This window comes from Pseudomonas sp. RGM 3321, from assembly GCF_022836805.1.
Lineage (GTDB): Bacteria > Pseudomonadota > Gammaproteobacteria > Pseudomonadales > Pseudomonadaceae > Aquipseudomonas.
Genome location: NZ_JALHBH010000087.1, coordinates 22,050 through 42,669, shown reverse-complemented (window position 1 = coordinate 42,669; position 20,620 = coordinate 22,050). Strand labels below are relative to the sequence as shown.

The following is a 20,620-nucleotide window of genomic DNA, read 5'->3' as shown; positions in this document are numbered from 1 at the left end:
TTGTAGAGGTTTGACCTGCTCTGGCTATGGATGCCCTGATGCGCCGCTTCAGGACTGGTGTCGATTTGGAAAACCACCCTCCTCCTCGGTTTTCCAACTTTTCACCCAAGCGGGCCGGGCCCTTGAGGTTTGCCACCATCTGTACCGCTCCGTCGCTCACTGTGTAAGGCGCTGACATTTTTCTGCATAAGCTTGCACGTTGTGCAATTGCCGCTCCCCTGCGCAACCCCACGGCTGGCCTGGGCTGGGGTAGTGCTTTCATCGCATCTGGATTTGCACAAAAAACGGACGTGGAGCCCGTCGGCGGGAGGGGGATAAGTGCTTTTCGTTAGCTTTTTTATTGCTAGCTCGATTTTTAGGGCCGCGCAGATTTGGTCCATCTGTCGCAGAGTCTTAGCGGCTCGCTGGCCTTCGTCCGTCTTACCTCACGTAGTTCGCCCGAGTTATGATCAGATATGCATCCGAATCCGTTGATACTTTGCGTACTGGGTCTATACCAGTTGTATCAGATTGGGCTATACGTGGAGAGCCTAAGAGCAAGGGCTACATAATAGGGATGCAGCAGCTCTAAAGTGTAAAAACTAATTAAATTGCTTCAACGCCACGATCTCGATCTTATCAGAACAAATTCTGTAAACAGTCTACAATGAAACCTAAACTACTGACCTGAGAAGCTCAACATGAACGAAGATATTTTTTTTGAAAAAATGCGCGACGGCAGTTTGGTTCTACACTTCTTGAAAATATGTGTAAAGCAAGACTTACAAAACGGAATAACTTTGACTGGGCACGGCCAATTAAAAATCAATCCTAATGGCGCACTGCATGTCGAAATGGTATGCACTGACTCAGCTGGATACAACTGCAACTTGGGGCAGGCCATTTTCCCCAAAGACCCCTTTGATGCATCTCAAACGCTACATCTTTCGGCGACCAGCTTAAGTGGTACAGAATTCACGTCATCAGGCTTTAGCATAAGAAAAAACGTTTTCTATTCCGAAAATTTTTTAATTGACTTTTCTTTAGCTAGTATAGAATGGTTATCTGAAGGATCTACAGAGTTTAAGCACAAAAAATATTTAAAGTTTGAGGTCGCAGAAAGCTGCGCACCACCATCTAATAAAGTTAACACGATTATTAATTCGCTAGGCAGTGAAAAACATGATTGGAATCAATGTTTGGTCGAGCTGGCTGATTATGACTGCAGTATATCTATAGTGGATCAGAATTCCTACGTAGAGGTACATGCAAAAGGTGATTTTGATATCGAGGAGGTATATCAGGCATTAGTTTTCTACCTAGGCATAACTTCAGGACGCTTGCCACAGCCATATGCCATTTTTCGCAGAGAAGAAGAGCTTCAAAAGCTTCAGCTGAGATCAGTAAGTAAAATGCTTAGGTCAGGTTCAATGCCAGCTCCTTTCCCCAAACTTATTGCCGGCTGTGATTGGCCAAGCGTTCACTATGAAATTTTACAAAACATGTTAGAAATAAAGAAAAACTTCCCTGAGCGCTTTTCTAGCACCTATGCGCAATGGTTGAGAGTTTGGCATGCACATCGCTCTGACCCCAATGTTACGGCATTAACACTGAGCGTTGCGATCGAAGGCATATTAAATGATATCTACATACCACACTTAGAATCTAGAAGCGAAGACACACAGCTCGACAATATAAAAAGCACAATAATTGAACAATTGAAGACCCTTAAGCTTAATGAGGCTCACGCAAAAACTTTGATTGATAGCGTCACAAGGTGGGGCAATATTCATCCAAAAAAAGCGCTTTCTATTCTGGTAGAAAAAGAGCTGCTCCGAGCAACTGAAAAGAAGTCATGGGTATACTTAAGAGGAGCGTCTGCACACCCCAAATCTTCTGAAATCTCAAAAAAATTAACGCCCAAGCAGTTTGAGCGAATCGGGGACTGTCTTACCCTATTTTACAAACTGACACTACATGTTTACAGATATAAAGGCCCGCACACAGAATATGGCATACCACACACCCCTCCACTTGTGCAAAGTGATTACTTTAATGTGCTTGAATAGAAGCCTTACCAGGTCACTCCATTTTCAACCATAGAATTAAGAAGATAAATCACTATAGGAAGCAGAAGAAAACTGAACCCTATGCGAAAATGCCTGACAACATGAAAATTCATACTGCTAACGAAAACCAAGGAAGAGAGATGGACGTAACCGAGATCGCTGCAATGCTGGTCAAACGGCTTGAAGGCTTGCAGCACGAAATCCGGCAGCAATGGAACAACCCTCAAGGCACACACACCCGGCACTTCGTCGTAGATGGGCTTCTGAACGATGATATGGCGCAGGCTATCTACGACGCCTTTCCAAAAGCAGCTGACGGTTTCTTCGATCGCCAATCGTTCCGCGAGAAGAAAAAGACGATGACGGATCTGAGTGAATTCCCCGAGATCTTGAGCAACATCACCTATGCTATCCAGCATCCGGACGTGGTGGCCAAGGTTTCCGAGCTGGTGGGCTTCGAGAAAATCACTCCCGACCCGTCATTGTACGCTGGCGGGCTGTCGATGATGTTTAAGGGTGATTTCCTCAATCCACACATCGACAACAGCCATGACGGCACGCGCAACCTCTACCGCCGGCTCAACCTGCTGTATTACGTCACGCCCAATTGGTCGGTCGACAACGGCGGAAACTTTGAGCTGTGGGACCACCAGGTTAAAAAGCAGAAGACTGTCGTTTCCGGGTTCAACCGTCTGGTAGTGATGGAGACGAATAAGGATTCCTGGCACTCGGTCAGCCCCGTAACAGCAGCCACGGCACGCTGCTGCGTCTCCAATTACTACTTTTCTGAGGTGTCGCCGGATGACCACGATTACTTCCACGTGACCTCATTCAGTGGCCGGCCCGACGAAACAGGACGGCGACTGCTCGGTATTGTCGACAACGGCCTTCGCAACATCGTATCCAAAGTGCTTGGTAAGGGTCGGGGCCGCAACCTGGTTAACAAGACCGGGGACAAGGCATAGGAACGCTGCCTCGATCAGAGCGTTACTGTCTTGAGCTTCACCGACAGTAACGCTGCCTTTGCTGCATCCGCAGTGAACGCAGATGCATTTCCTGGTACCGGCGTTGGCCCGTGCGTGTGCCCAGCGAGCTGGGTGTTCATGTCTTGAACCAGATCGAGCAAGTCACACACGACCTGAAAGATGTTCACGCCTCCCGACCCAACCCAGTTCTTAGGAGCCTGCAAACGCTGGCTCTTATTGGCGATGCTCTCACGCAAACCCTGGATCCGTTCGTGCATGTCGCCACCTACCGTGGCGTTGTGCTTCTGGCCGACCACCAGGTTCAGGTCACGGCCTGTTGCCTGATGCAGGTCATCCACTGCCGCCAAGCTTGCAGATCCGCCTGACAGCAGCTTGAGCGCCCCCAGGGCCTCGATCTTCTTCACCCCACCCACTGACTCGGTCGAATGGTCATCCACCGTCCTTGTGTGACTCTGGAAGCGCTCGGCGTTGGTCATGGCGTCGACCTCGCGCTCGATCGCCTGGTCCTGGATTTTGCCATCGGTCTTGCGCAACCAGTTACCGTCCGCGTCGACGCGTTGCTGTACTGCGTCACTGTGCTGCCACACCTGATCGCCCTTGGGGACCTTTGGCAGTGTGAGGCCGTGTGGCAGGATGGTCTGGATGTAGGGCTTGTGTGGCAGGCCATAGGCAAAGCACACCACCACGCTGGTGCCCTCCTCCGGAAAGGCAAAGAAACCCATTTCATCACCGCCCACTGGCATGGGCAGCGGCACACCGGCCAGTACCGGCAGCGCTGTATCAATCTCGCCGTCCGGCCCCATCACCTGCAGGTCGACCGAGAAGCGCGGACGGAAGTCGTCACACAGTCCAGCGCTGGCCGGCGCATCCGCCACGGCCACCACCTTGGCAAAGCGCGGCAAGTGATAGCCGCCGGTGAGTTCAGGAAATTGTCGTTCTACGCTGCGCTTGATTGCGTCGTCCATTTGATTGCCATCTGTGTGCCGGCCAGCGTCACGTTCGTGATCCGCTCGCCCTGGTTGATTGATACGCCTGGTCGCAAGCCTGGTAAAGCCGCGATCATCGCGCTCTGGCTTCCCTGGTAACCGTCGAAAAGGTTGACCGGCAACTGCAACGGCGACCGAGCGCCGTAGAAACTGTCAGCCCAGGCACCGACGTAGATCTCGCCGTCACCCTGTTGCTGCCAGATAAAATCCTTGATGCCGAACACCCGCGCCATGCTGTCCAGCGCCTGGTATCCAGCGGCCAGGTTGTAGAAAAACGGCGTTTTGACGCGTGTATAGGCCTGATCCGGAACCCGAAAACGCAGGCCGGTCTTGCCGCCGATATCCGCAAGCACTGCGCGCAGATCGACATGACGCAGGTTCATGGGCAGGGAGTTGGCCAGCACCGCGGCTAACTCTCGACACAGCACCACCTGCTCGATGCCGTTGGTGGCAGTGCAGCGTTCAACATAGCCAATGAAATGGCGCTGCAGGACCGCTTCGTTGTAGCCGATGTCGAACGTGACCAATCCTTTGACGGTAGCGCCGGCCCTGATCGTGAACGTGGCACGGCCCGGACTCTTAAGGTCCAGACGAACATCATCGTTGATCAGCGGCATTATCACGCCGCCGATCGTCAGCACCTTGTGCAGCTTCATGCTCATGGCTTGCCGCCCAGGTAGGTGTCTACTTTCTTGAGCACGGCCTCAAAACCGGTCAGCTCTTCGGCTGTGCCCGATCCGGACCCGCTGCCCGCCACACCATCGCCAGGCGCGGACTGGGATGTCACGCCGTTGCCGGCGCGACGGTTCTCGACCTTCTCCGGGTTCGATAGCTTCTCGCTCAAGGTGAACTGGACGATCCATTGGGCCAGTGTGTCGTCCTCACGGGCGCTGACCCCGTCGGAGAACGTCACCTGCCGGATGCCAAACGCCTTGGCCGTGTCGTTCACGATGCGGTAGGTCTGCAGCTGGCCACCGCCTGCAGTCGCCTCGGCCAGGCGCATGATGGTGCGCAGGTTCTCGAGGGATTTGTAGGGGATCGTCAGCGCTACGGTCAGCGTCTTGGGCTTGAAACCCTTGTGTGACTTGTCAGTACCCGATGTCTGACCGCCCAGCTCGTCGGCCTCGATCTTGAGGTTGGCCGTCAGCTTCATGCGGTGGCCGATGATCTGCTCGCCGTTGAGTAGCAGCGTCATAGGCCCACCAGTTCCTGAACAAAGCTCAAGCTCTCTGCAGAGCCCACCAGCAATGCGCCGGCACAGAGCGGCCACTCATGACCTGGTGCTTCGCCCTCGAGCAGTTCCCGGCGCAGTTGGCCCAGGTCACCCGGTCCCAGCATCCTGGACTGGATCGATACATCGTCGGCACTGTTCGTGAACTGGGCTTTCAGGTCGGCCAACTGCTGCTCGCGTTCTTGTACCTGTGCCTTTTTTCGTGCCTGCAGATCGGCCAGGTCAGCCATGGGCGAGCTTTCGGCGGCATAGCCCTCAAGTACCGCCAGTTGGCTGGCCATGGACTGGCTGGCCAGCTTGGTGATGGGGCAGCGCTGCAGCGGCAATTGGCTCCAGAGCGGCATTTGCCCAGCGATCGGCATCACCCACTTTTCCACCTCAAGCTTGGCCAGGTGTTCGGCACGACGCTCCGCGCGCACCAGGTCAGGCATAGGCAACACCACGTTGAAGCGACCCAACGTCGCCGCGAGCTGGTCCAGGCGTGTGGCGAGGAATATCAGTACCAGGGCGCTTTGCTGACCTTGGGGCCGCACAGCGTCAGTGGTATCAGTCAGCTTGTCGGCCAGCAGCTGCAGCAGGTTGGGCGCAGACAAAAAGCGCTGATGGCCACCGCTGCCCTGGCCTACACCGTGCTGAAACGGCGTCACGACGATACACGACGGGACGTTTTCAAACTGCGCGACCAATGCATCGCGCCCAGCGCTGATGGCCGACTTCGCGGCACCTGCAATCAGGCCAGGGCTGGTCTTGGCGATATCGGCCAGCATCGAGACGCGCTGGCCGGTGATTGCCATTTCGCTCTGGATCAGGTCGCGTGCACCTGCCATCTGATCCATCCACTGCGTGGCCTGCACCGGCCACTGCAGTTTGATCGGTGCCCATTCATTCGCCATCGAGCACGACCGCTTCAATCCAGCCCGGAGTAGCCGGCTGCGTGGTTTCCTTCGGATAGCCCCGCACCTGCGGCCATTCACGCACGGCCTGCCGCCAGGTCAGCAACTGGGTGAACTGCTCGGGTGTGATCGGCAGTTCACCGCCCAGGTCGCGTGCATCGCGGTACTGCGAGACCAGGCTGTCCGACACCTTCAAACGCAGCTCTACCCAGAGCTTGGCCAGCAACGCAGGATCGGCCTGGACAACGATGTCCTCGGCGTACTCGGTAGCGTGACCACCGGCGTCCAGGTACTCGACAACGGCCTGGTAAAGCGGCGGGTTGTAGTCCTGGGTAACGTGACAACGGTTGCCAGCAACGGTTATCACGAACGAGCCATCGTTTTTAAGGGCCACATCGGAGAACGTTACGCCCAAGGTCACCGGTTCTTCGGGAGCCGCGAACGTGGGCGGCAAAACCTCTTCGGGAGTGTCGAGAAGTGCGTCTGTCATGCTGCGTACCTCCAGGCGAAACCGTAAATGGTGCTTCCGCCACTGAATGAAATAACGGTACCGCCGGCTGCCTGGCCACTTCGACCAACCACACCTGCACCACCTGAGTAGTAATGCATCAGCGAGTAACACCAGGTGCCGCCTGCTGGCAGTCGTACTTCGGTCGCGGTGACGGACACCGCTAGAAAGTTGTTGTTATCAGGGCGGTAAAAATTCTGTTCGCCCCAGAGCAGGCCGAGGTCACTGGCATCCACTTGCGCCCGAACGCCTGCGCCGTTGGTTGCCCATCCCAAACGCAACTGGTTGGTGGCCTGGTTGGCTCCACCGCCCTGTTGCACGGGTACAAAACCGAGGCGGTTCTGCAGGTAGTGAACGGCCCCGTTTGAGGCACGGCGAAAGTAAGGAAACTCCGGGTTGTCACTGGCAAAACCCGCAGCGGTGATCGAGTCAGCAACAACCCGTGCGGAGACCAACGCATTGACCTGGGTAACGGTGTAACAGTCAGTGATGCCATAGCCGGCGATCGAGTTGGATTTATTGGCCTTGTCGTTGGGGTTGAACGACTGTTCCGTCCAGATGCGGCCCATGTCGGTGGCGTCGACCGTCAATTTCAGTCCAACGTCCGACCAGCCGATATACACCTTGTTGGTCTTCTGGCCGGCACCGCCGCCCTGCTGCAAGGGCGTGTAGCCGATCTGCGGCTGCAGGTAATACACCTTGTCATCCGAACTACGGCGGAAGTATGGGTAGTCGGTGTTGTTGCTGGCAAAACCGGCGTGGATGATCGAGTCGGCCAGTACCCGCCTGCCCACCAGGTCGTTTACCTGCGTGGTGGTGTAGGCATCGGTGATGCCGTAGCCGGCCAGCGTTGTGGCTTTGTTGGCCTTGTCATTGGGATTGAAGCTGGTGTCCGTCCAGATCCTGCCCCCGTCTGTGCCGTCCACACTCACTTTGAGCCTGTCTCCGGTCCAGCCGATGTTGATTCTGTTGCTCAGCATCCCAGGCCCACCGCCTTGCTTCACGAAACTGCTGTTCGCGTCATCCTTGCTGTACGCGTCGGTGATTCCGTATCCGGCGAGCGTCGTGGGATTGCCGCCGCTGGTCACCAGGCCTTTCAAGTTGACGGCGACTCGCGTGTACGTACCTGCCGCCACGCCGCTATCGGCCAGGGTCAGGGTGATAGTGGTGTCACCCGCACCGTCATAGGTCCCGATGCCACTCGCCGCGCCGTTGAATCGAATGGCTCGCGCTGTGGCCAGACGTGCAGCCCTGCCGACGGCGGTCGAGCCATCAACAATCGATGCGATCGCCTGGTTGATTACCGTGCGTACGGCATTGACCATTCTGGTGGTGGCCAGCACCCCGCCGCTGTTGCTGTTTGGATCGTCGCTGATCGCGTTGGGCAGGTTGCCCAGACCGACGTCGCCTTTGGTCGTCGCGCGCGCACGCAGCGCCGGATAATCCCCAACCCGAGCCGCGAAGTACTTCACCAGCTCGCTGTCGATCGCCTCGACCGGGCGCAGGTCGACCAGGCTGCTGGTACCGGTGATGTCGGCCAGCGGCACCAGGTAGTGCCTGGCCGATGCGCTGTCGGTGTAATCGACCTTTGCGTCCTGGCCGAACACAACCTTGAACGAGGCCACGACATCGCTCAGTTCGCGCTGCAGCACCACGTCCAGCCAGGCTTTGGTTGGCACTGCCGGCACGGTCACGGGCAACACGGCATCGAGCTGCAGACGAACGCCGTCGACATACGCCACGCCGGGGTTGAGCTGGTAGGCAGCGCCCACCTTCTGCAACTGCAGGCCTGCGCCGAAAAAGCAGGCACGCCCGAACATGTCACGGTTGCTGATGCGCTCGCGCTCGTCGATGCCCTTCATTCGCGCCGTGTAATCGAACTGCCAGGTACTGGCGTCGATCTTGATGCCGGTCAGCTGCTGGGCACCGTCAAACACCACCAAGAAGTTGCGCGTGACGTTGTTGCCGATCTGGTCGGGCAGGATGTTTTTGCGCTTCTGTTGCACCGGCACGTAAGCGACCGACAGCAGCACGTCGTCGCTGGTCTCCATGCCGATCCAGTTCCAGTCGAAGTCACCGATATCGGTGCCCATCAACAGGCTGTACACCACCTGGTTGGGATTGACGAAGCCCTGCTGGGTGATGCTTGCGGTGTAGACGATCTGAGCCGCTGGCGGCTTCACGCCGGCGCGGTTGACCGGGCCGCTCACATTGAGGCCTGGCACGTTGGCCAGCACGAATCGGGCAACGGTCAGCGGCAGGTTGGCCGCTTGTTTCTGGGCGATCAGTTTTTCGCCGGCAATGGTGATGCTTGCAGCCATGAGGGCTCCTAAAGGCTGGCGACCAGCGTTTGCTGATCGTCATTGAAATCCACCAGGGCAACAGCAAGCCGCACCGGGGTGATGGTTACAAAGTCATACCGGCGACAGGTGCGCCCGTACTGACGGATCAGCACACGCAACAGGTCGGGGTTCTCGGACAGTTGGGAATCGCTCAGGGTGAGCAGCACGACGTCCCAGTCGCGTTCGGGCATACGCTCCTGAATCTCGACATAGCCGACGCCGAGGCGCTCCAGGATGCGTTTCAATCCGGCAGTGCTGCCGGCGTCAACGGAGTTGATAAAGGCGTACTTGACCCGCAACCGGAACAGACTTTCCGGCTCGGCGGCAAAGCGGGTGACGTCGCGCTGCCAGGCCCACAGTTCCAGAATGGACAGGTGGCAGGTGTCAGCGTCGAACTGCAGGTAAGGCCAGCGCAGCCACTCGGTGGCCTGCTCCCACCAGAGCTGGGCAGTGGCCACCAGCTTGGTCAGCTCCAGGCCTTCGAGCCAGAACGGCAGTTTGAGCTTGATCATTGCAGATCCACCGCCAGGCTCTGGATCCGGGGGATTGTCAGCGCGGACACGATGTCGGCATTGGCGAAACGCAGCGAGCTGATGTTGGGAAACTGGGCGTGCAGCTCTTCGGTCAGGCGGCTGAAACTGAACCGCGACTGAGGAAACGTGCGGGTCGGCGCGTAGTCGCTCTGGGTGCTCTCGCGAAACGCGGCCCGGATGAACAGCCCGGCTTCGGTCTGCAGCGTCTGCAACTGCAGCTCCGTCAGGTTGGCCGCCGGCCAGACGTTGACGCTGATCGCGTGCCAAGTTTCGGGTATGGCCATGGCCAGCAGGTCGTCACCGTGACCGTGGTTGCCGCCGTCACGGATATGCGTGTTGATCTGCTCGAGGAAGGTGTCGGCTGGCACGCCAGCGTCGAACAGCACGTACGCATTGGCGCTGCCTGGCCCACGTGGCGCGCCGTGTTCAAAGTACACGCCGTCCGCAGCCACGCCTGGAAACCCGGTGATGATCGCCCGGTACACCGCGTCGGTATGCCACTGGTTCACCGCCGAGAACTGGTTGCGCACACGCAGGCGCAACTGGTCGTCGTGCTCGGAATCCGCCCCAGGCGTCTGCAGCCAGTCGGTGTTATTCACCACCTGGACAACGCCCGGCACCGACTGAGGCAGCACCGCGTAGTAACCCGGTGCCAGGTTGTAGCCGCTGCCGGCACCCACGGCCTTGACCGGCACCACCAACTGGCTCTGGCCCTCTTCAAAGCTGCGCGGTTCGGTGGTCACCAACTGATAGATATGACCATTGAGGGTCGGCGACTGGACGACCGTGCCGATCGGCACTTCCAGCTCGCCGCCGGTATTCGCGCGGGTGAACAGCAGTTCACCGGTGGCCACCGTGGCGGCCTTGCGCTCGATATTCACCGCCCAGGCCAGCATATCCAGCCACTGCGCGCCGGCGGTCTTGACGAAGAAGTTCGGCAGCACCGTGCCGCTGACGAACTCCAGCAGCCACAGCACCGGTTTGGTGACCAGCGCCGTGATGATCCGCCAGAACGGGCTGTAAGCGCTGGTGTTGCTCAGCGTGCTGCCTTGCTCGACGGCCAGCTTTTCCCAGGCCTGCTTGAGCTGCGCATCCGTGGTCGGCACGCCGGAATCACTGAGAGCCTTTTTAAAATCGACGGTCACAGGGTGATCTCCAGCAGGCCGAATTTCACGGTCGTGGCGGTGACCAGGTACAACCCGGGGCTGCTCTGAACGATCTGCGCGGTGCCTGGCACCAGGCGCTCGTCAGCTTCCACCAGCAGCTCCATTTGCTGAATGCAGTCGCGCTGGCGCAGCCGGTCACGCTCGGCCACCAGCGTGATCAGCAGGCCGCTTTCGCGGATCAGGTGCGCGATGTCCTGGGCGATCGAGGCGCGGTCAGTCACCAGCAGAGGCTGGCGGGCCGGATCGAGCACCAGGTCGTTGTTCATGATCAGCAGATCGACGTATTCGCTCATCAGCCGCCCACCGCCATGGCCATCATGTTTTCAAGCTCCAGCGGGGTCATCGGCTTGGCGGTGTTGATGTTCAGCGTCTCGACGTGGGTGCCGGCGCGCTGGTTGGGGTTCATGGCGTTGCTCTGGTTCTGGAAGCTTTGCATCAGTCCTCCTTTCGGGACGGCCTGGGGTTTGGTGGGGCTGATCGAGGTGTTGGCGTTGATCGCCTTGCGGGCTTCTATGCCCTTGTCCGATTTGGCGGGCATCTCGATGACCTTCTCGACGCGCGCAGGCAGTGCCGCTTTGGGCGTTATTGAAAACGCCAGGTCAGCGGACGCCGGCGGGAGCATGATCGGCTCGGCCTGCTTGATCTGCGGGGCAGGCATCTGCAGCGGCTTGAAGGGCAGCACGTTGGGTTGCGGCAGGTTGATAGGCGGTGCCGGTTGAACCTGGACTGCAGGCGCGGGAACCTGCGCCGGCGCAGACCGGGTGACGGCAGCCGGCACCAGGGCCAGCGGCTTGGGTGGCTGGCTTGCCGGTGCGGGGGCAGCCGATGCGACTTTCGGCCCCGGCACGGTGCCCGCTGGCGGTGTGGTCACCACTGCCGGCAACTGAGGACCCGGCACCGGGGCTCCCACCTGACCAGGCAGATCGGGCACCTTCGGCGGCTCGGGCAGATCGCCAAACGTGGTTTCGATGTTCACGCCGGGGATCTTGTTGGCCATCTCGATCAGGCCATTGATCGCGCCTTTTACCGTGGCCAGGATGCTGTCCCACGCTGTTTTGGCGATACCCGACCAGCCGCCCATCGAGCCGAACCAGTTGGACAGGCTGGCCAACTGGTCGCTGATCCATTGGAACGCGGTGGTGTTCATCAGGGCGGCGCACAGCTCGTCCCAGTACACGACGGCGGCGACCACGGCAGCGGCCAGCAAAACGATGCCAGCCACGATCAGCAGCACCGGGTTGGCCAGCATGGCAGCGTTGACCAGCCAGATCGCGCCCTGCCACAGCAGCATGCCCACCCGCACCAGTCCCATCCAGGTGTACAGGATCACCAGACCTGCAGCGAAGGCCGCGACCAGCACGGTGTGGAACAGGAACATGGCAATGGACTTGAAACCCTGCCAGTTGAGCAGCTTCCAAACCGTGAGCATACCCAGCCAGACCATCTTGCTGACGCCGACGACAAGGGTCAGCAACGACATGGCCGCGACGAAGCCAAAAATGATCAGCGTTGTGATGCCGATGACCCGCGTAATGTTGGGGAACAGCTGCATCCAGCGCGTCAGCGTTGAGGCAATGCCCACCAGACGCTCCATCAGCGGTGTCAGGGTCGGTATCAGCGATTGACCAAATGAAATGCGCAGCGCATCGACGGCTTTACCGAACTGCTGCCACGGATCGACCATCGCCTTGGCCATCTTTTCGGCGTTCTCAAGCCCTCGAACCTTGCCCAGCTCGCTGATACCGTGGCGCAGCCGATCGGTGTCCTTGGCCAGCGCGCCGATCACCTGGGCACCTTCGCCGCCGAACGCCTCCACCAGCTTGGTGCCGGCGGCGGCGCTGGTCAGGTCGCCATACTTGCCCTGCAGTTTGTCCAGGATCTGGATCATCGGCAGCGTATTGCCAGCGGCATCGGTGAACGAAAGGCCGGTTTTCTCAGCCGCTGCGCCGATGTTTTCAAAGAACGCCTTGTAACGCCCGCCGGCGTCGCCACCTTCCATGGTGCTGGACAGCGTACCGATCACGGCCATCTGCTCGGCCACGCCCACACCGGCCTGCGTGGCGATCGCGCCCACTTCCTTGAAGGCGTCCTTGAGCTGTGCACCGTCTGTGCGGAACAGCTTCACCGCCAGCGCCGTTTGCCCGGTCAACTGCTCGACCCATTCGACCTTGCCCATCTTGTCGGCTTCGGTCTTGAACAGGTTGTACATGGTGCCCAGGTACGCACCGGTCGTTTCCGCATCGGCCTTGGTGACCTTGGCCAGCAGGTTGCTGGAACTGGTGATGGCGGCCAGCTGGCCGCCGACCAGGCCCTTGATTGCCCCATCAATGACGCGTGACGACCCCACGAATTCGGCGGCGCTGGTGGCGTAGGTGATGGAAAACTCCAGAGCCTTGCGGTTCAACGACGCCAGCGCGTCCTCGGCCGTTCCCAGGGCGCGCATGTCACCCAGCGCCCGGTTGACCTCCAGCGCCGGTTCCAGTGATTCAGTGATGGCTTTACCCGCGCCCACCATGCCGGCCAGGCCCGCGCCCATCTGAATGATGTTCTGCTGGCTCTGCTCGGCAAGGTCGCTAAACGTGGTTTTCACCTTGCCCAGGGGGGCGCTGACCTTGTCAGTCAGGTTCAGGATGAAAGCCAGGCGGGCGGAACGGTCAGCCATCAGGGTTATCCGTTAAAGGCAGTGGAAATGCCGTTGGCGACGGCAATTTCCATGCGTCTCCAGTGTTCGTCTTCCAGCCACTTGGCGGTGCCCATGCTCTCGATCGTGGGTTCAGCGCCAGGCAGCCAGCGTTGGGTCAGGGCCAGCAGCTGGCCCAGCCCGTCCTGGGTCAAGCCTTCGGCGTGCTCGAGGGCTTTTTTACGATCACTTCAACGTCCGGCGAATACTCTTCAAGCAGCGCACCGGCCAGAGTCATGGTGGTAATCGGGTTTTCCAGCAATGCTTTCAGCGCGGCTTTGTCTTCGTCCTTGACGGTGCCCATCAGCAGGTTGTGGGCCGGGGCGACCTTGTTCGCCTGGGTGGTGGCATTGAAGTACTTGGTGATGACCTGAGGGCTCAGGTTGAAGGTGAATTCCTTGTCGCCACGTTCCAGGGTGATGCTGCGGTTTACTTCGCTCATGTCATGTTTCCGTAAGGTTGAGTTGCAAGGGGTCAGGGTTGTGCCGGCGTGCGTTGCACGACCTGGCGGATGTAGTCCTGCAGGCCGAGGATCATTTGCCGGCTGAGGGCGAGCTGATCTCGGAGGGTGAAATAATCAGGTCGAGCGTCTGCTGCGAGTTCGGCGCTGCCTGCATCAGCCAGGCCGGCGGCGCCGGTGGCACCGGGCACTGCGGGGCAGACGGCTTTGATGCGCAGCCGGTAACGACCATCAGCAACAGCGAGCTGCAGAGCATTGATTTGAGAGCGGGCACTGTTCAGTTCCTGGGTATGGTGGGTGTCGAGCTGGTCCCGCGCTGCGAGCTGTTCGCCGGCCAGGCGCGCAGCCTCTCGCTCGGTGTGCAGATCTGCAGCGGCGTCGACCAGATCAGCGCGGGCGACATCGAGCTGGTTGCCCTGGTACTCGAAAGCGCACCAGGTCAGCAGGCCGGCCACCAGCAGAAACAGGGCAAGGCGCAGCGGGCTGATGGTCATTGCAGGCAAAGCCTCATTTCGGCCAGCCGGCGGTTATGCAGCCCACGGACAAAGGTCTTGCGGCCATCGGCACCCGTTACATAGGCCCAGACGGGCGTCGTGCCGTCCTGGGCCCATGCAAGCGCCCTGCAGCCCTCGGCAATACGGCCCGCATTGATCAGGCCCACGGCGCGGCTCGCGCACGTCGTCGGCATGCCGAAGTTGTGGCCGTGGCTGCTCAAGGCGTCGAACGTGTTCTGCCCGATCGCCTGGTTGGTCAGGCAGTCGGCCAGGCTCAGCTGACCCTTGGCGATCACCAGGTTCTCGACTTCGGCGCAGCGCGCTTCTGACCAGTACTCACCCACCACCACCGGATCCGGGCTGGTGTGCCTGGTGATACCCATGCAGACCGTGGGCAACCCGCCGGCCAGCTTGTCGGCATACACCACGTTCTGGCCGTTGCCTTCCCAGGTGCCCAGAAACGCGGTCAATGTCCCGCTGCAGAGCAGCAAGAGACCGGCGGTGATCTTGACGCGCAGGCTCATACCTTGGTCTCCCACTCGCGCAGCATCTGGCGGTACTTGGGGATCAGCAGCAAGATCTGCAGGACCATGTAGAAAGCGGTCAGCATGTAGGCCACTGTCGACCAGTCGACGGCACCGGTCGCACCTGTGGCGGCGACACCTATAGCGGGAGAGGCCTTGGCAAGCGCAATGGCGGTGTCTTGAGCAAATGGATGGGTGCTCATCAGCGAATTCCTTTTTCGGTCAGGGTTTGGCAAGGCACACAACGGGTCATGCCGCCTAACGCCTGGCGCGCCGATGGGATCTCCTTGTCGCAGTCCTGGCAGTGGGTGAGGCTCGGCCCGCTCGCTCGCGGCTTGGCCAACTGGGCCGCAATGGCCTGGTCGCGTTGACGCTGCTCCAGAGCCTGCGCACGATCGAACGGGCAGACCATTACGTCAGGCCCTCGATCTCAGCGGCAGCCAGGTACGGCACGCCGTTGATCTTGACGAAGTCCGCACTGGTGACGTCATACGGCACCTTGTGAGTGTTCTTCGCGCCGCCCTTGGGATCGATGCTCAGCAGGCTGGAAACGCGGACCTTGCAGCCGAACGCCTCAATGCGCAGTTCCTCTTCGCCGGCCTTGGCAAAGAACACGATGTCGAACGGCTCCAGCTCGCGGAAACTGCCGGAGGCCTTCGCCTGCTCGATCAGCAGGTTGAAGTTAGTGGTGTCCAGCTCCAGCTCGCCCGCTGCAGCGACATCGCCGTCGACGTGGCCGTTGGGCACGCCCTTGGTCTGGGCCACGGTGCTGTTGTCCGTGATGTCCAGGGTGCCGGCCTCGACGTGCACGAGCAGATCGCCCAGGTTCACGTCGAAGTTCTTACCGCCAATTTTTGCGGCCATGGGTTACTCCGAATCCGTAACGGAAAGATCAAGCGCAATGTTCGCGGTCAGGTCTTTCGGGCAGTTGAGGGGGCGCAGCTTGAGGTAGGCCACGACAGAGGTTTTGCTCGTCCAGGTCAGTACGATGTCGCCGTCCTTGGGCTGCTCGATCTCGCCTGGAAATACCTGGCCGGCGAATTTGGTGGACTTGGCCATCGCGCGCAGTGGGGCCATCAGCTTGGACGTGGTGGTCGCCATGCTATTGGCCGAGTTGTTCAGGGTCCGATCGCCCACGTAGCGGATCAGCAGGACCCGCACGCGGCGGGCAGCCTTGTCGACGACACGCAGGTTCTCGATCACCTGGAAGTCACTGCCGGGGGTGTCCAGCAGGTTGCCGTCGCCCCAGTAGGTGCCGGGATAGTCCGGATAGGTCTGCGGCACCGACAGGCGCGCTGCGTCCAGTTGCGTCAGCACAGCGGAGGTCAGCAGGATGCCGTCCATGTCCTTGGGCTCAGCGCCCAGGCCCACGATTGCGCCGGTGGCCACACGCATTGGCGTGTCGGCCACGCTCACGGAAGCGTTGGCCAGGCGACCGGCCAGCACGCCCAGGTTGTTGCCGTGCAGTTGCGGCACCGGCAGAACCCGAGGCGCAGCCAGGCCGTCGACGATGGCTTTCTGCTCGACGACGTAAGCGCTCCAGGTCTGCTGCGGCGCGATGCCGGCAGTGGCTGCCATCACGAAAATGCGTCGACCCAGTTTGTTGCTCAGGTCGGTGGCCGCAACGTGCATAGCCGACAGCTCGGCTTGTGTGGTTGCCGGTTTGACGATGACCACCGCTTCAAACGAATACGTGCGGGTAGCGCTTTCCAGCGCCTGTTGCCAGGTGATGTCGTCCGCGATCGGAGCAGCCACGCAGGCCCAGCGATCGCCGCCGTTGCTGCGCGCAGCCAGGATCTGGGTTTTCAGGTCGCTGTCCGGGACGCCCAGCTGGACGTCCAGATCGCTTTGGGTGTCCAGCGGGACCAGCTTGCCGACGTTCTTGGCGGCGGGACCGATGAACAGGAAATAGCGTTCGATCTCGGTCACGGCACCCTGGCCGAGGTTGAGATTGTTTACGCTGACTTTGCCGAGTGCCATAAAGCGGTGCCTCGTTAGCGGGGTGAATTAAGGATTTGTTGCAGCACCAGATTCACCAGCTGGCTGGTTTCACTTTCGCTGGCACCGAGGAACTGGCGCGCAGGTAGCCGGATATCCCAGCTTTGCGCGCCGGCAGATTCGGCTCGTTGGTCGTCCAGGACGCGGATCAGCAATCCCGCCCTGGCGTAGTTCAGGTGTTGCTGGATCCACGCCACGGATGGACGGGTCAGGGTCTTTTTGCCGGTCTGGCGGGTTTTGAAGCCCAGGCGGCGCAGGCTTTTGGCCTGCTTTTCAGTGGCGGCGGTGCCCGGAGGAACCGTGTTCCACTGGCGCATCTGCGCGGCGGTACGTCGCTCGGACACGCCGTTGTGTTGCTGTGAAGCAACCCAGCGGGTCAGCGTGTTACGCCAGCCCAGCTCGGCCTCGTTTCCCGTCAGACGGGTGACGTCGAGCAGCTTGCCCAGCCCCGTCTCCATCTTTTTCTTGCCCTTGGACGTGTCCTTGCGGGCCTCAAACGGTGTGCCGTCCAGGTTCTGCTGGTTGCGGATCCGCTGGCGGCTCAGGCTGCGCACGCGCTTGGCCACGTTGTTCAGCAGGCGCTTGCGCTTGGGCAACGGCAGCTCCATCAGGGCCAGCAGGTCCTGAGCGTCGAGCATGCCGCGAATGTCCAGATCAAAGGCCATTGCCGGTCACCTCGCCGCTCTCAGCGACCCACAGGTCGAACGGCACGAATGACCAGGTGCTGCCTAATGCCTCGATCTCGCCGGCAACGTCCTCTGCCAGGTACTGGGCCTCGGTGAACTGCAGCTTGATGTCGACGTCGGCCAGGTCGTTGTCGAGCATGACCACGTCGAACACGACATTGGGCAGACCATCACGGTCCTGGTCGTTGTTTTCCAGCCAACTGCCTACCAGGGCGAACAGACGCGCCGGGTGATCGGCGAACCGCTCGATCGAGATCGTCGCGCCGTAGTTCATGTCACCCATGTGCATGCCCTGGGTGTCGGGCTTCCAGATCAGCTCGACCTGCACCTGGTCGGTCCAGCTGTCGAGCTGTTCCGGTGCGACCAGCCGGCGCGATAGCAGATAGGCGGTCAACGCCTTGAGCTTGATCACAACAACGCCGCCGTAATGCGGCCACGGCCCTGCAGCGACCGCACAGCGGCCTGGCTGAACGCGAGGAAGGTTTCGGATCGTTCCGGCAGTTCCTTGCCCACGTTTTCGGCGCTTTCGCGGCGATTGACCGTAGCGAACTGGGTCAGCAGGCTGGCTTTGGCACGGCTGTATACGGCGCGCTTATACGTCGCCGCTTGAAAGGTGCGCTCTGGCAGGACGGTGGTGTCTGCGGATTCAACGTTGGACACGCCAACGCCCTGCCAGCGCGCTTTTAACTTGGCCAGGTCGGTATTGACCTCAACCATGGCCGTGGTCAGATCGGCGGCCAGCATCTCTATCAGGTACTCCGCCGGCAGGCGGTAACCCTTCTGGAACTCGGTCACAGAGAGGTCGGGCCAAAAGCCGTCGTTCTCGACCGTTTGTTCCACAAAGGTGGTGGGTTTGCCTGAAAAGCTCATACACTCCCCCTATACGCGACAGAGGACTGTGAGTCATGACTGATGACGAAGAACGGCTTGAATCGCTGAGCGCGCGACTTAAAGAGCGCCAACTGGCTGAAAAATTTAAACTCCAAGACATAGGCTGCAAGCTTGAGCAAGCCCAAGCCATAACGCTTAGATTGCTCGATGAGCATCACGGCGAGAGCGAAAGCGTCGACGAAGCGCTTCACATCGCAGAGACATGCGTTACTGTGCTTAACGAATGTGTACACGTTCTGGGAATGCCGGATGTGGAGATCACTGCGACGTTTTCTGATGAGAAAACACCGGTAAATAAGCCGCTGCAGTGATTCGCTAAGCATCTGAGCCTCACAAAGCCCCGCCCAGTGCGGGGCTTTTCGTATTAGGGGCGGGAAAACTGTTTCAGTGGGTCAGGGCCATAAAATGGTTGGCTCACATCCACAGTTTCTCGCCGGGGGGGGGTAGTCGGTTATTCGGTGCCGTTGCCAGCGTTTGGGTTGGCTTGCGCCTTGGCCAGTGCCTTACGGCAGTCAGCCAGACGTGTCCCTACGCCGATGCTTTCGTAGAGCTGTTCAGCTCGTTCAAAGTGGTGGATCGCTACAGGCCAGTCCTTGCGATGCAGCGCGATCATTCCCAGCAACTTGTGGTAACGAGCCGGAATGCGCTCATACAGCTGCCATTCGCCATCCACGCGGGGCAGTAAGTTGGAGACGTAAGGTTCAGGGCTGCGCCTGGCCTTGAATTCAGCCTCGGCCCAGTCGATCACCTCGTCTGCAACGAACGTCGGGATGTCGCGATTGAAGCGCTCAGGCAGTGCCTGGCCCTGGGACATGGCGAAGTCGGCAAGCTCCAGGCCCTGGGTGAACTGCTCGGTGTCGAACAGCCAGATCAGAACGTACACCAGCACCGAGTTCTGGAAATTCAATTCCGAATCGCGGTACCGCTGCACGTACTCCAAGTACTTGGGCAGCAGTTCATCTCGCTTGAGCAACTGGCGCTGCTCGCGACTTTTGATTGCGCTGATGCGCTCCAGATCGCCCGCCAAGGCGTCTTCCATCAGCTTCAAATGCTTGCGTGCATTGGCGGGGCTGGACAGCGCGGTGTCAGCCGAATAAGCCATCGGGGCACCGGCGATCGCGGCCGCTGGGCCTTCTGCGATCAAGCGGCGTTTGTGCGCCAGTGCCAGGCTCACGCTTTCACCACTTCGACGTTTTCAGCCATGGCGAACTTTTCCAGCTGCTCGATCACATAGCCTTCGTTACGGCTGTTGTAATCCTCGACGCGGGAGCGCCTCGGGTTATCAACCGTCTGCTTGCGCCAGCTGGAGTCCTGGAAGTAGATCGACAGGTTGTCGAAGCTGGTGACCACCACCGAGTTGACCGGAAAGAACGGCACGCTGAAGCTTGGCAGGCCGCCATAGGTCGCGATGACCTGGGCATCTTCGATGCGTTCTTTCTCGGTCGGCACGTCGCCCTGCTTGGCGTACAGCTTGGCCTTGTCGGAGGCCAGCAGGTCACTGCCGATGATTGCGATCAGATCACCGCCATCACGGACACGCTCGTCGACCATCTGCTTGGTGTCATGCACCAGAGCGTCGAGGTTGGCATAGTCGCCACCTTCGCCCAGCGTGATCTTGCCGGCTGTCAGGCCCTGACTCAGCACCTGCTCAGGGATCTGCTCACGAGCGATCTGCAGCCAGCCCTTGTTCACGTCCTGCAGCATCGGGAATTCAGTGAGGTTGGTTTGCGGAGCTGCTTTGAGGCCGTGGAAACCGATCATCAAACGGTCGAGTGCGATCTGCTTTTGCACGGCAGAAGAGTAGCGCTGCTGGAAGTCCGGGAACTTGGCCCATGCGTCGATCTTCGCATAAGGCAGGCTGACATCGGACTCGGTCGAGAACAGCTCATAGGTGCTGTCATCCAGCGCCGATGCGTCCTTGGCTTCGCGATCGGTGGTCTTGGTGTTGGTGCGACCGGTCACAGGACCGGACACGCCCAGGAACACCTTTTGACCCTTGATCTCGGTCACGCCGATGACGTTGATGCGCTGCAGGAAGTCGGACTTGTGGGTGATCGCCTCGTTAAGTTCCTGGGCAATCGAAGGCTCGACGCTAAACGTCTTGCTGGCCAGCTCGACGCCGTAGGATTCAGCCAGGGAAACCTGCAGGGCCGCGAACATTTTCGCGCCGAATGCGCTCAGTGACTGGGCCATG

At 59.7% G+C, this 20,620-nt stretch carries 26 protein-coding genes; 3 read left to right on the top strand and 23 right to left on the bottom strand.

Annotated features, from left to right (window positions below):
• The first annotated feature begins 680 nt into the window (after positions 1-680).
• On the top strand, positions 681-2,048 hold the full coding sequence (locus tag RGM3321_RS03495) for a hypothetical protein (protein WP_244391620.1): 1,368 nt from the start codon (positions 681-683) through the stop codon (positions 2,046-2,048).
• Between the two features lie 140 nt (positions 2,049-2,188).
• Positions 2,189-3,013 (top strand): 2OG-Fe(II) oxygenase, encoded by an 825-nt coding sequence (locus tag RGM3321_RS03490; protein WP_244391619.1) that lies wholly within the window; start codon positions 2,189-2,191, stop codon positions 3,011-3,013.
• A gap of 14 nt (positions 3,014-3,027) precedes the next feature.
• On the opposite strand, the gene RGM3321_RS03485 is transcribed toward RGM3321_RS03490, so the two are convergent.
• The 21 genes from RGM3321_RS03485 to RGM3321_RS03385 are packed head-to-tail and all read right to left on the bottom strand — an operon-like array spanning position 3,028 to position 18,405.
• The gene (locus RGM3321_RS03485; RefSeq protein ID WP_244391618.1) at positions 3,028-3,999 is read right to left on the bottom strand and encodes a hypothetical protein; all 972 of its coding nucleotides are present in this window, start codon (positions 3,997-3,999) and stop codon (positions 3,028-3,030) included.
• Entirely contained in the window at positions 3,972-4,682 is a 711-nt protein-coding gene (locus RGM3321_RS03480) for a hypothetical protein (RefSeq protein ID WP_244391617.1), read from the bottom strand. The genes RGM3321_RS03485 and RGM3321_RS03480 overlap by 28 nt, the downstream gene beginning before the upstream one ends.
• Positions 4,679-5,215, bottom strand: a complete 537-nt coding sequence (locus RGM3321_RS03475; RefSeq protein WP_244391616.1) for a DNA-binding protein — start codon at positions 5,213-5,215, stop codon at positions 4,679-4,681. Before RGM3321_RS03475 ends, RGM3321_RS03480 begins: the two co-directional genes overlap by 4 nt.
• Entirely contained in the window at positions 5,212-6,144 is a 933-nt protein-coding gene (locus tag RGM3321_RS03470; RefSeq protein ID WP_244391615.1) for a hypothetical protein, read from the bottom strand. Before RGM3321_RS03470 ends, RGM3321_RS03475 begins: the two co-directional genes overlap by 4 nt.
• Positions 6,134-6,634 carry a hypothetical protein gene (locus RGM3321_RS03465; RefSeq protein ID WP_244391614.1) on the bottom strand — a complete coding sequence of 167 codons (501 nt, stop codon included), beginning with the start codon at positions 6,632-6,634 and terminating at the stop codon, positions 6,134-6,136. Before RGM3321_RS03465 ends, RGM3321_RS03470 begins: the two co-directional genes overlap by 11 nt.
• A complete protein-coding gene (locus tag RGM3321_RS03460) occupies positions 6,631-8,973 on the bottom strand; it encodes a phage tail protein (RefSeq protein ID WP_244391613.1) in 2,343 nt (780 codons plus the stop codon). Before RGM3321_RS03460 ends, RGM3321_RS03465 begins: the two co-directional genes overlap by 4 nt.
• 8 nt (positions 8,974-8,981) lie before the next feature.
• A complete protein-coding gene (locus tag RGM3321_RS03455; protein ID WP_010204626.1) occupies positions 8,982-9,506 on the bottom strand; it encodes a phage tail protein in 525 nt (174 codons plus the stop codon).
• Complete coding sequence (locus tag RGM3321_RS03450) at positions 9,503-10,672, bottom strand: baseplate J/gp47 family protein (RefSeq protein ID WP_244391612.1); 1,170 nt, start codon at positions 10,670-10,672, stop codon at positions 9,503-9,505. Before RGM3321_RS03450 ends, RGM3321_RS03455 begins: the two co-directional genes overlap by 4 nt.
• Positions 10,669-10,986, bottom strand: coding sequence for a DUF2590 family protein (locus RGM3321_RS03445; RefSeq protein ID WP_005767211.1), 318 nt, complete (start codon positions 10,984-10,986; stop codon positions 10,669-10,671). Before RGM3321_RS03445 ends, RGM3321_RS03450 begins: the two co-directional genes overlap by 4 nt.
• Positions 10,986-13,355 (bottom strand): phage tail tape measure protein, encoded by a 2,370-nt coding sequence (locus RGM3321_RS03440; RefSeq protein WP_244391611.1) that lies wholly within the window; start codon positions 13,353-13,355, stop codon positions 10,986-10,988. Before RGM3321_RS03440 ends, RGM3321_RS03445 begins: the two co-directional genes overlap by 1 nt.
• 5 nt (positions 13,356-13,360) lie before the next feature.
• The gene (locus RGM3321_RS03435; protein ID WP_155563008.1) at positions 13,361-13,528 is read right to left on the bottom strand and encodes a hypothetical protein; all 168 of its coding nucleotides are present in this window, start codon (positions 13,526-13,528) and stop codon (positions 13,361-13,363) included.
• Entirely contained in the window at positions 13,525-13,815 is a 291-nt protein-coding gene (locus RGM3321_RS03430; protein WP_024681367.1) for a putative phage tail assembly chaperone, read from the bottom strand. The genes RGM3321_RS03435 and RGM3321_RS03430 overlap by 4 nt, the downstream gene beginning before the upstream one ends.
• Before the next feature lie 32 nt (positions 13,816-13,847).
• Positions 13,848-14,327: a lysis system i-spanin subunit Rz gene (locus RGM3321_RS03425; RefSeq protein WP_244391610.1), complete on the bottom strand. Its 480-nt coding sequence runs from the start codon at positions 14,325-14,327 to the stop codon at positions 13,848-13,850.
• Positions 14,324-14,851: a lysozyme gene (locus tag RGM3321_RS03420; protein WP_024681369.1), complete on the bottom strand. Its 528-nt coding sequence runs from the start codon at positions 14,849-14,851 to the stop codon at positions 14,324-14,326. The genes RGM3321_RS03425 and RGM3321_RS03420 overlap by 4 nt, the downstream gene beginning before the upstream one ends.
• Complete coding sequence (locus RGM3321_RS03415) at positions 14,848-15,054, bottom strand: hypothetical protein (RefSeq protein ID WP_122448423.1); 207 nt, start codon at positions 15,052-15,054, stop codon at positions 14,848-14,850. Before RGM3321_RS03415 ends, RGM3321_RS03420 begins: the two co-directional genes overlap by 4 nt.
• Positions 15,054-15,263 carry a TraR/DksA family transcriptional regulator gene (locus tag RGM3321_RS03410; RefSeq protein WP_046270874.1) on the bottom strand — a complete coding sequence of 70 codons (210 nt, stop codon included), beginning with the start codon at positions 15,261-15,263 and terminating at the stop codon, positions 15,054-15,056. The genes RGM3321_RS03415 and RGM3321_RS03410 overlap by 1 nt, the downstream gene beginning before the upstream one ends.
• Positions 15,263-15,715, bottom strand: a complete 453-nt coding sequence (locus RGM3321_RS03405; protein ID WP_005767223.1) for a phage protein — start codon at positions 15,713-15,715, stop codon at positions 15,263-15,265. Before RGM3321_RS03405 ends, RGM3321_RS03410 begins: the two co-directional genes overlap by 1 nt.
• A 3-nt stretch (positions 15,716-15,718) precedes the next feature.
• Positions 15,719-16,831 (bottom strand): DUF2586 domain-containing protein, encoded by a 1,113-nt coding sequence (locus RGM3321_RS03400; protein ID WP_244391609.1) that lies wholly within the window; start codon positions 16,829-16,831, stop codon positions 15,719-15,721.
• Positions 16,832-16,845: 14 nt separating this feature from the next.
• Positions 16,846-17,514 (bottom strand): phage virion morphogenesis protein, encoded by a 669-nt coding sequence (locus tag RGM3321_RS03395; protein ID WP_244391608.1) that lies wholly within the window; start codon positions 17,512-17,514, stop codon positions 16,846-16,848.
• Complete coding sequence (locus RGM3321_RS03390) at positions 17,504-17,947, bottom strand: phage tail protein (RefSeq protein WP_244391607.1); 444 nt, start codon at positions 17,945-17,947, stop codon at positions 17,504-17,506. The genes RGM3321_RS03395 and RGM3321_RS03390 overlap by 11 nt, the downstream gene beginning before the upstream one ends.
• Positions 17,944-18,405: a head completion/stabilization protein gene (locus RGM3321_RS03385; protein WP_244391606.1), complete on the bottom strand. Its 462-nt coding sequence runs from the start codon at positions 18,403-18,405 to the stop codon at positions 17,944-17,946. Before RGM3321_RS03385 ends, RGM3321_RS03390 begins: the two co-directional genes overlap by 4 nt.
• Before the next feature lie 35 nt (positions 18,406-18,440).
• On the opposite strand from RGM3321_RS03385, the gene RGM3321_RS03380 reads away from it, so the two are divergent.
• Complete coding sequence (locus RGM3321_RS03380) at positions 18,441-18,737, top strand: hypothetical protein (RefSeq protein WP_244391605.1); 297 nt, start codon at positions 18,441-18,443, stop codon at positions 18,735-18,737.
• Positions 18,738-18,877: 140 nt separating this feature from the next.
• Here the strand turns inward: RGM3321_RS03380 and gpM are convergent, their stop codons facing one another.
• The gene (gene gpM, locus RGM3321_RS03375; protein ID WP_244391604.1) at positions 18,878-19,600 is read right to left on the bottom strand and encodes a phage terminase small subunit; all 723 of its coding nucleotides are present in this window, start codon (positions 19,598-19,600) and stop codon (positions 18,878-18,880) included.
• On the bottom strand, positions 19,597-20,619 hold the full coding sequence (locus tag RGM3321_RS03370; RefSeq protein ID WP_244391603.1) for a phage major capsid protein, P2 family: 1,023 nt from the start codon (positions 20,617-20,619) through the stop codon (positions 19,597-19,599). The genes gpM and RGM3321_RS03370 overlap by 4 nt, the downstream gene beginning before the upstream one ends.
• Between the last annotated feature and the right edge of the window lies 1 nt (position 20,620).

Bases quoted from the DNA above. Each gene is read 5' to 3' on its own strand.
- RGM3321_RS03495 (WP_244391620.1), top strand. From the start codon at position 681: ATGAACGAAGATATTTTTTTTGAAAAAATGCGCGACGGCAGTTTGGTT.
- RGM3321_RS03490 (WP_244391619.1), top strand. From the start codon at position 2,189: ATGGACGTAACCGAGATCGCTGCAATGCTGGTCAAACGGCTTGAAGGC.
- RGM3321_RS03485 (WP_244391618.1), bottom strand. From the start codon at position 3,999: ATGGACGACGCAATCAAGCGCAGCGTAGAACGACAATTTCCTGAACTC.
- RGM3321_RS03480 (WP_244391617.1), bottom strand. From the start codon at position 4,682: ATGAGCATGAAGCTGCACAAGGTGCTGACGATCGGCGGCGTGATAATG.
- RGM3321_RS03475 (WP_244391616.1), bottom strand. From the start codon at position 5,215: ATGACGCTGCTACTCAACGGCGAGCAGATCATCGGCCACCGCATGAAG.
- RGM3321_RS03470 (WP_244391615.1), bottom strand. From the start codon at position 6,144: ATGGCGAATGAATGGGCACCGATCAAACTGCAGTGGCCGGTGCAGGCC.
- RGM3321_RS03465 (WP_244391614.1), bottom strand. From the start codon at position 6,634: ATGACAGACGCACTTCTCGACACTCCCGAAGAGGTTTTGCCGCCCACG.
- RGM3321_RS03460 (WP_244391613.1), bottom strand. From the start codon at position 8,973: ATGGCTGCAAGCATCACCATTGCCGGCGAAAAACTGATCGCCCAGAAA.
- RGM3321_RS03455 (WP_010204626.1), bottom strand. From the start codon at position 9,506: ATGATCAAGCTCAAACTGCCGTTCTGGCTCGAAGGCCTGGAGCTGACC.
- RGM3321_RS03445 (WP_005767211.1), bottom strand. From the start codon at position 10,986: ATGAGCGAATACGTCGATCTGCTGATCATGAACAACGACCTGGTGCTC.
- RGM3321_RS03440 (WP_244391611.1), bottom strand. From the start codon at position 13,355: ATGGCTGACCGTTCCGCCCGCCTGGCTTTCATCCTGAACCTGACTGAC.
- RGM3321_RS03430 (WP_024681367.1), bottom strand. From the start codon at position 13,815: ATGAGCGAAGTAAACCGCAGCATCACCCTGGAACGTGGCGACAAGGAA.
- RGM3321_RS03425 (WP_244391610.1), bottom strand. From the start codon at position 14,327: ATGACCATCAGCCCGCTGCGCCTTGCCCTGTTTCTGCTGGTGGCCGGC.
- RGM3321_RS03420 (WP_024681369.1), bottom strand. From the start codon at position 14,851: ATGAGCCTGCGCGTCAAGATCACCGCCGGTCTCTTGCTGCTCTGCAGC.
- RGM3321_RS03415 (WP_122448423.1), bottom strand. From the start codon at position 15,054: ATGAGCACCCATCCATTTGCTCAAGACACCGCCATTGCGCTTGCCAAG.
- RGM3321_RS03410 (WP_046270874.1), bottom strand. From the start codon at position 15,263: ATGGTCTGCCCGTTCGATCGTGCGCAGGCTCTGGAGCAGCGTCAACGC.
- RGM3321_RS03405 (WP_005767223.1), bottom strand. From the start codon at position 15,715: ATGGCCGCAAAAATTGGCGGTAAGAACTTCGACGTGAACCTGGGCGAT.
- RGM3321_RS03400 (WP_244391609.1), bottom strand. From the start codon at position 16,831: ATGGCACTCGGCAAAGTCAGCGTAAACAATCTCAACCTCGGCCAGGGT.
- RGM3321_RS03395 (WP_244391608.1), bottom strand. From the start codon at position 17,514: ATGGCCTTTGATCTGGACATTCGCGGCATGCTCGACGCTCAGGACCTG.
- RGM3321_RS03385 (WP_244391606.1), bottom strand. From the start codon at position 18,405: ATGAGCTTTTCAGGCAAACCCACCACCTTTGTGGAACAAACGGTCGAG.
- RGM3321_RS03380 (WP_244391605.1), top strand. From the start codon at position 18,441: ATGACTGATGACGAAGAACGGCTTGAATCGCTGAGCGCGCGACTTAAA.
- RGM3321_RS03370 (WP_244391603.1), bottom strand. From the start codon at position 20,619: ATGGCCCAGTCACTGAGCGCATTCGGCGCGAAAATGTTCGCGGCCCTG.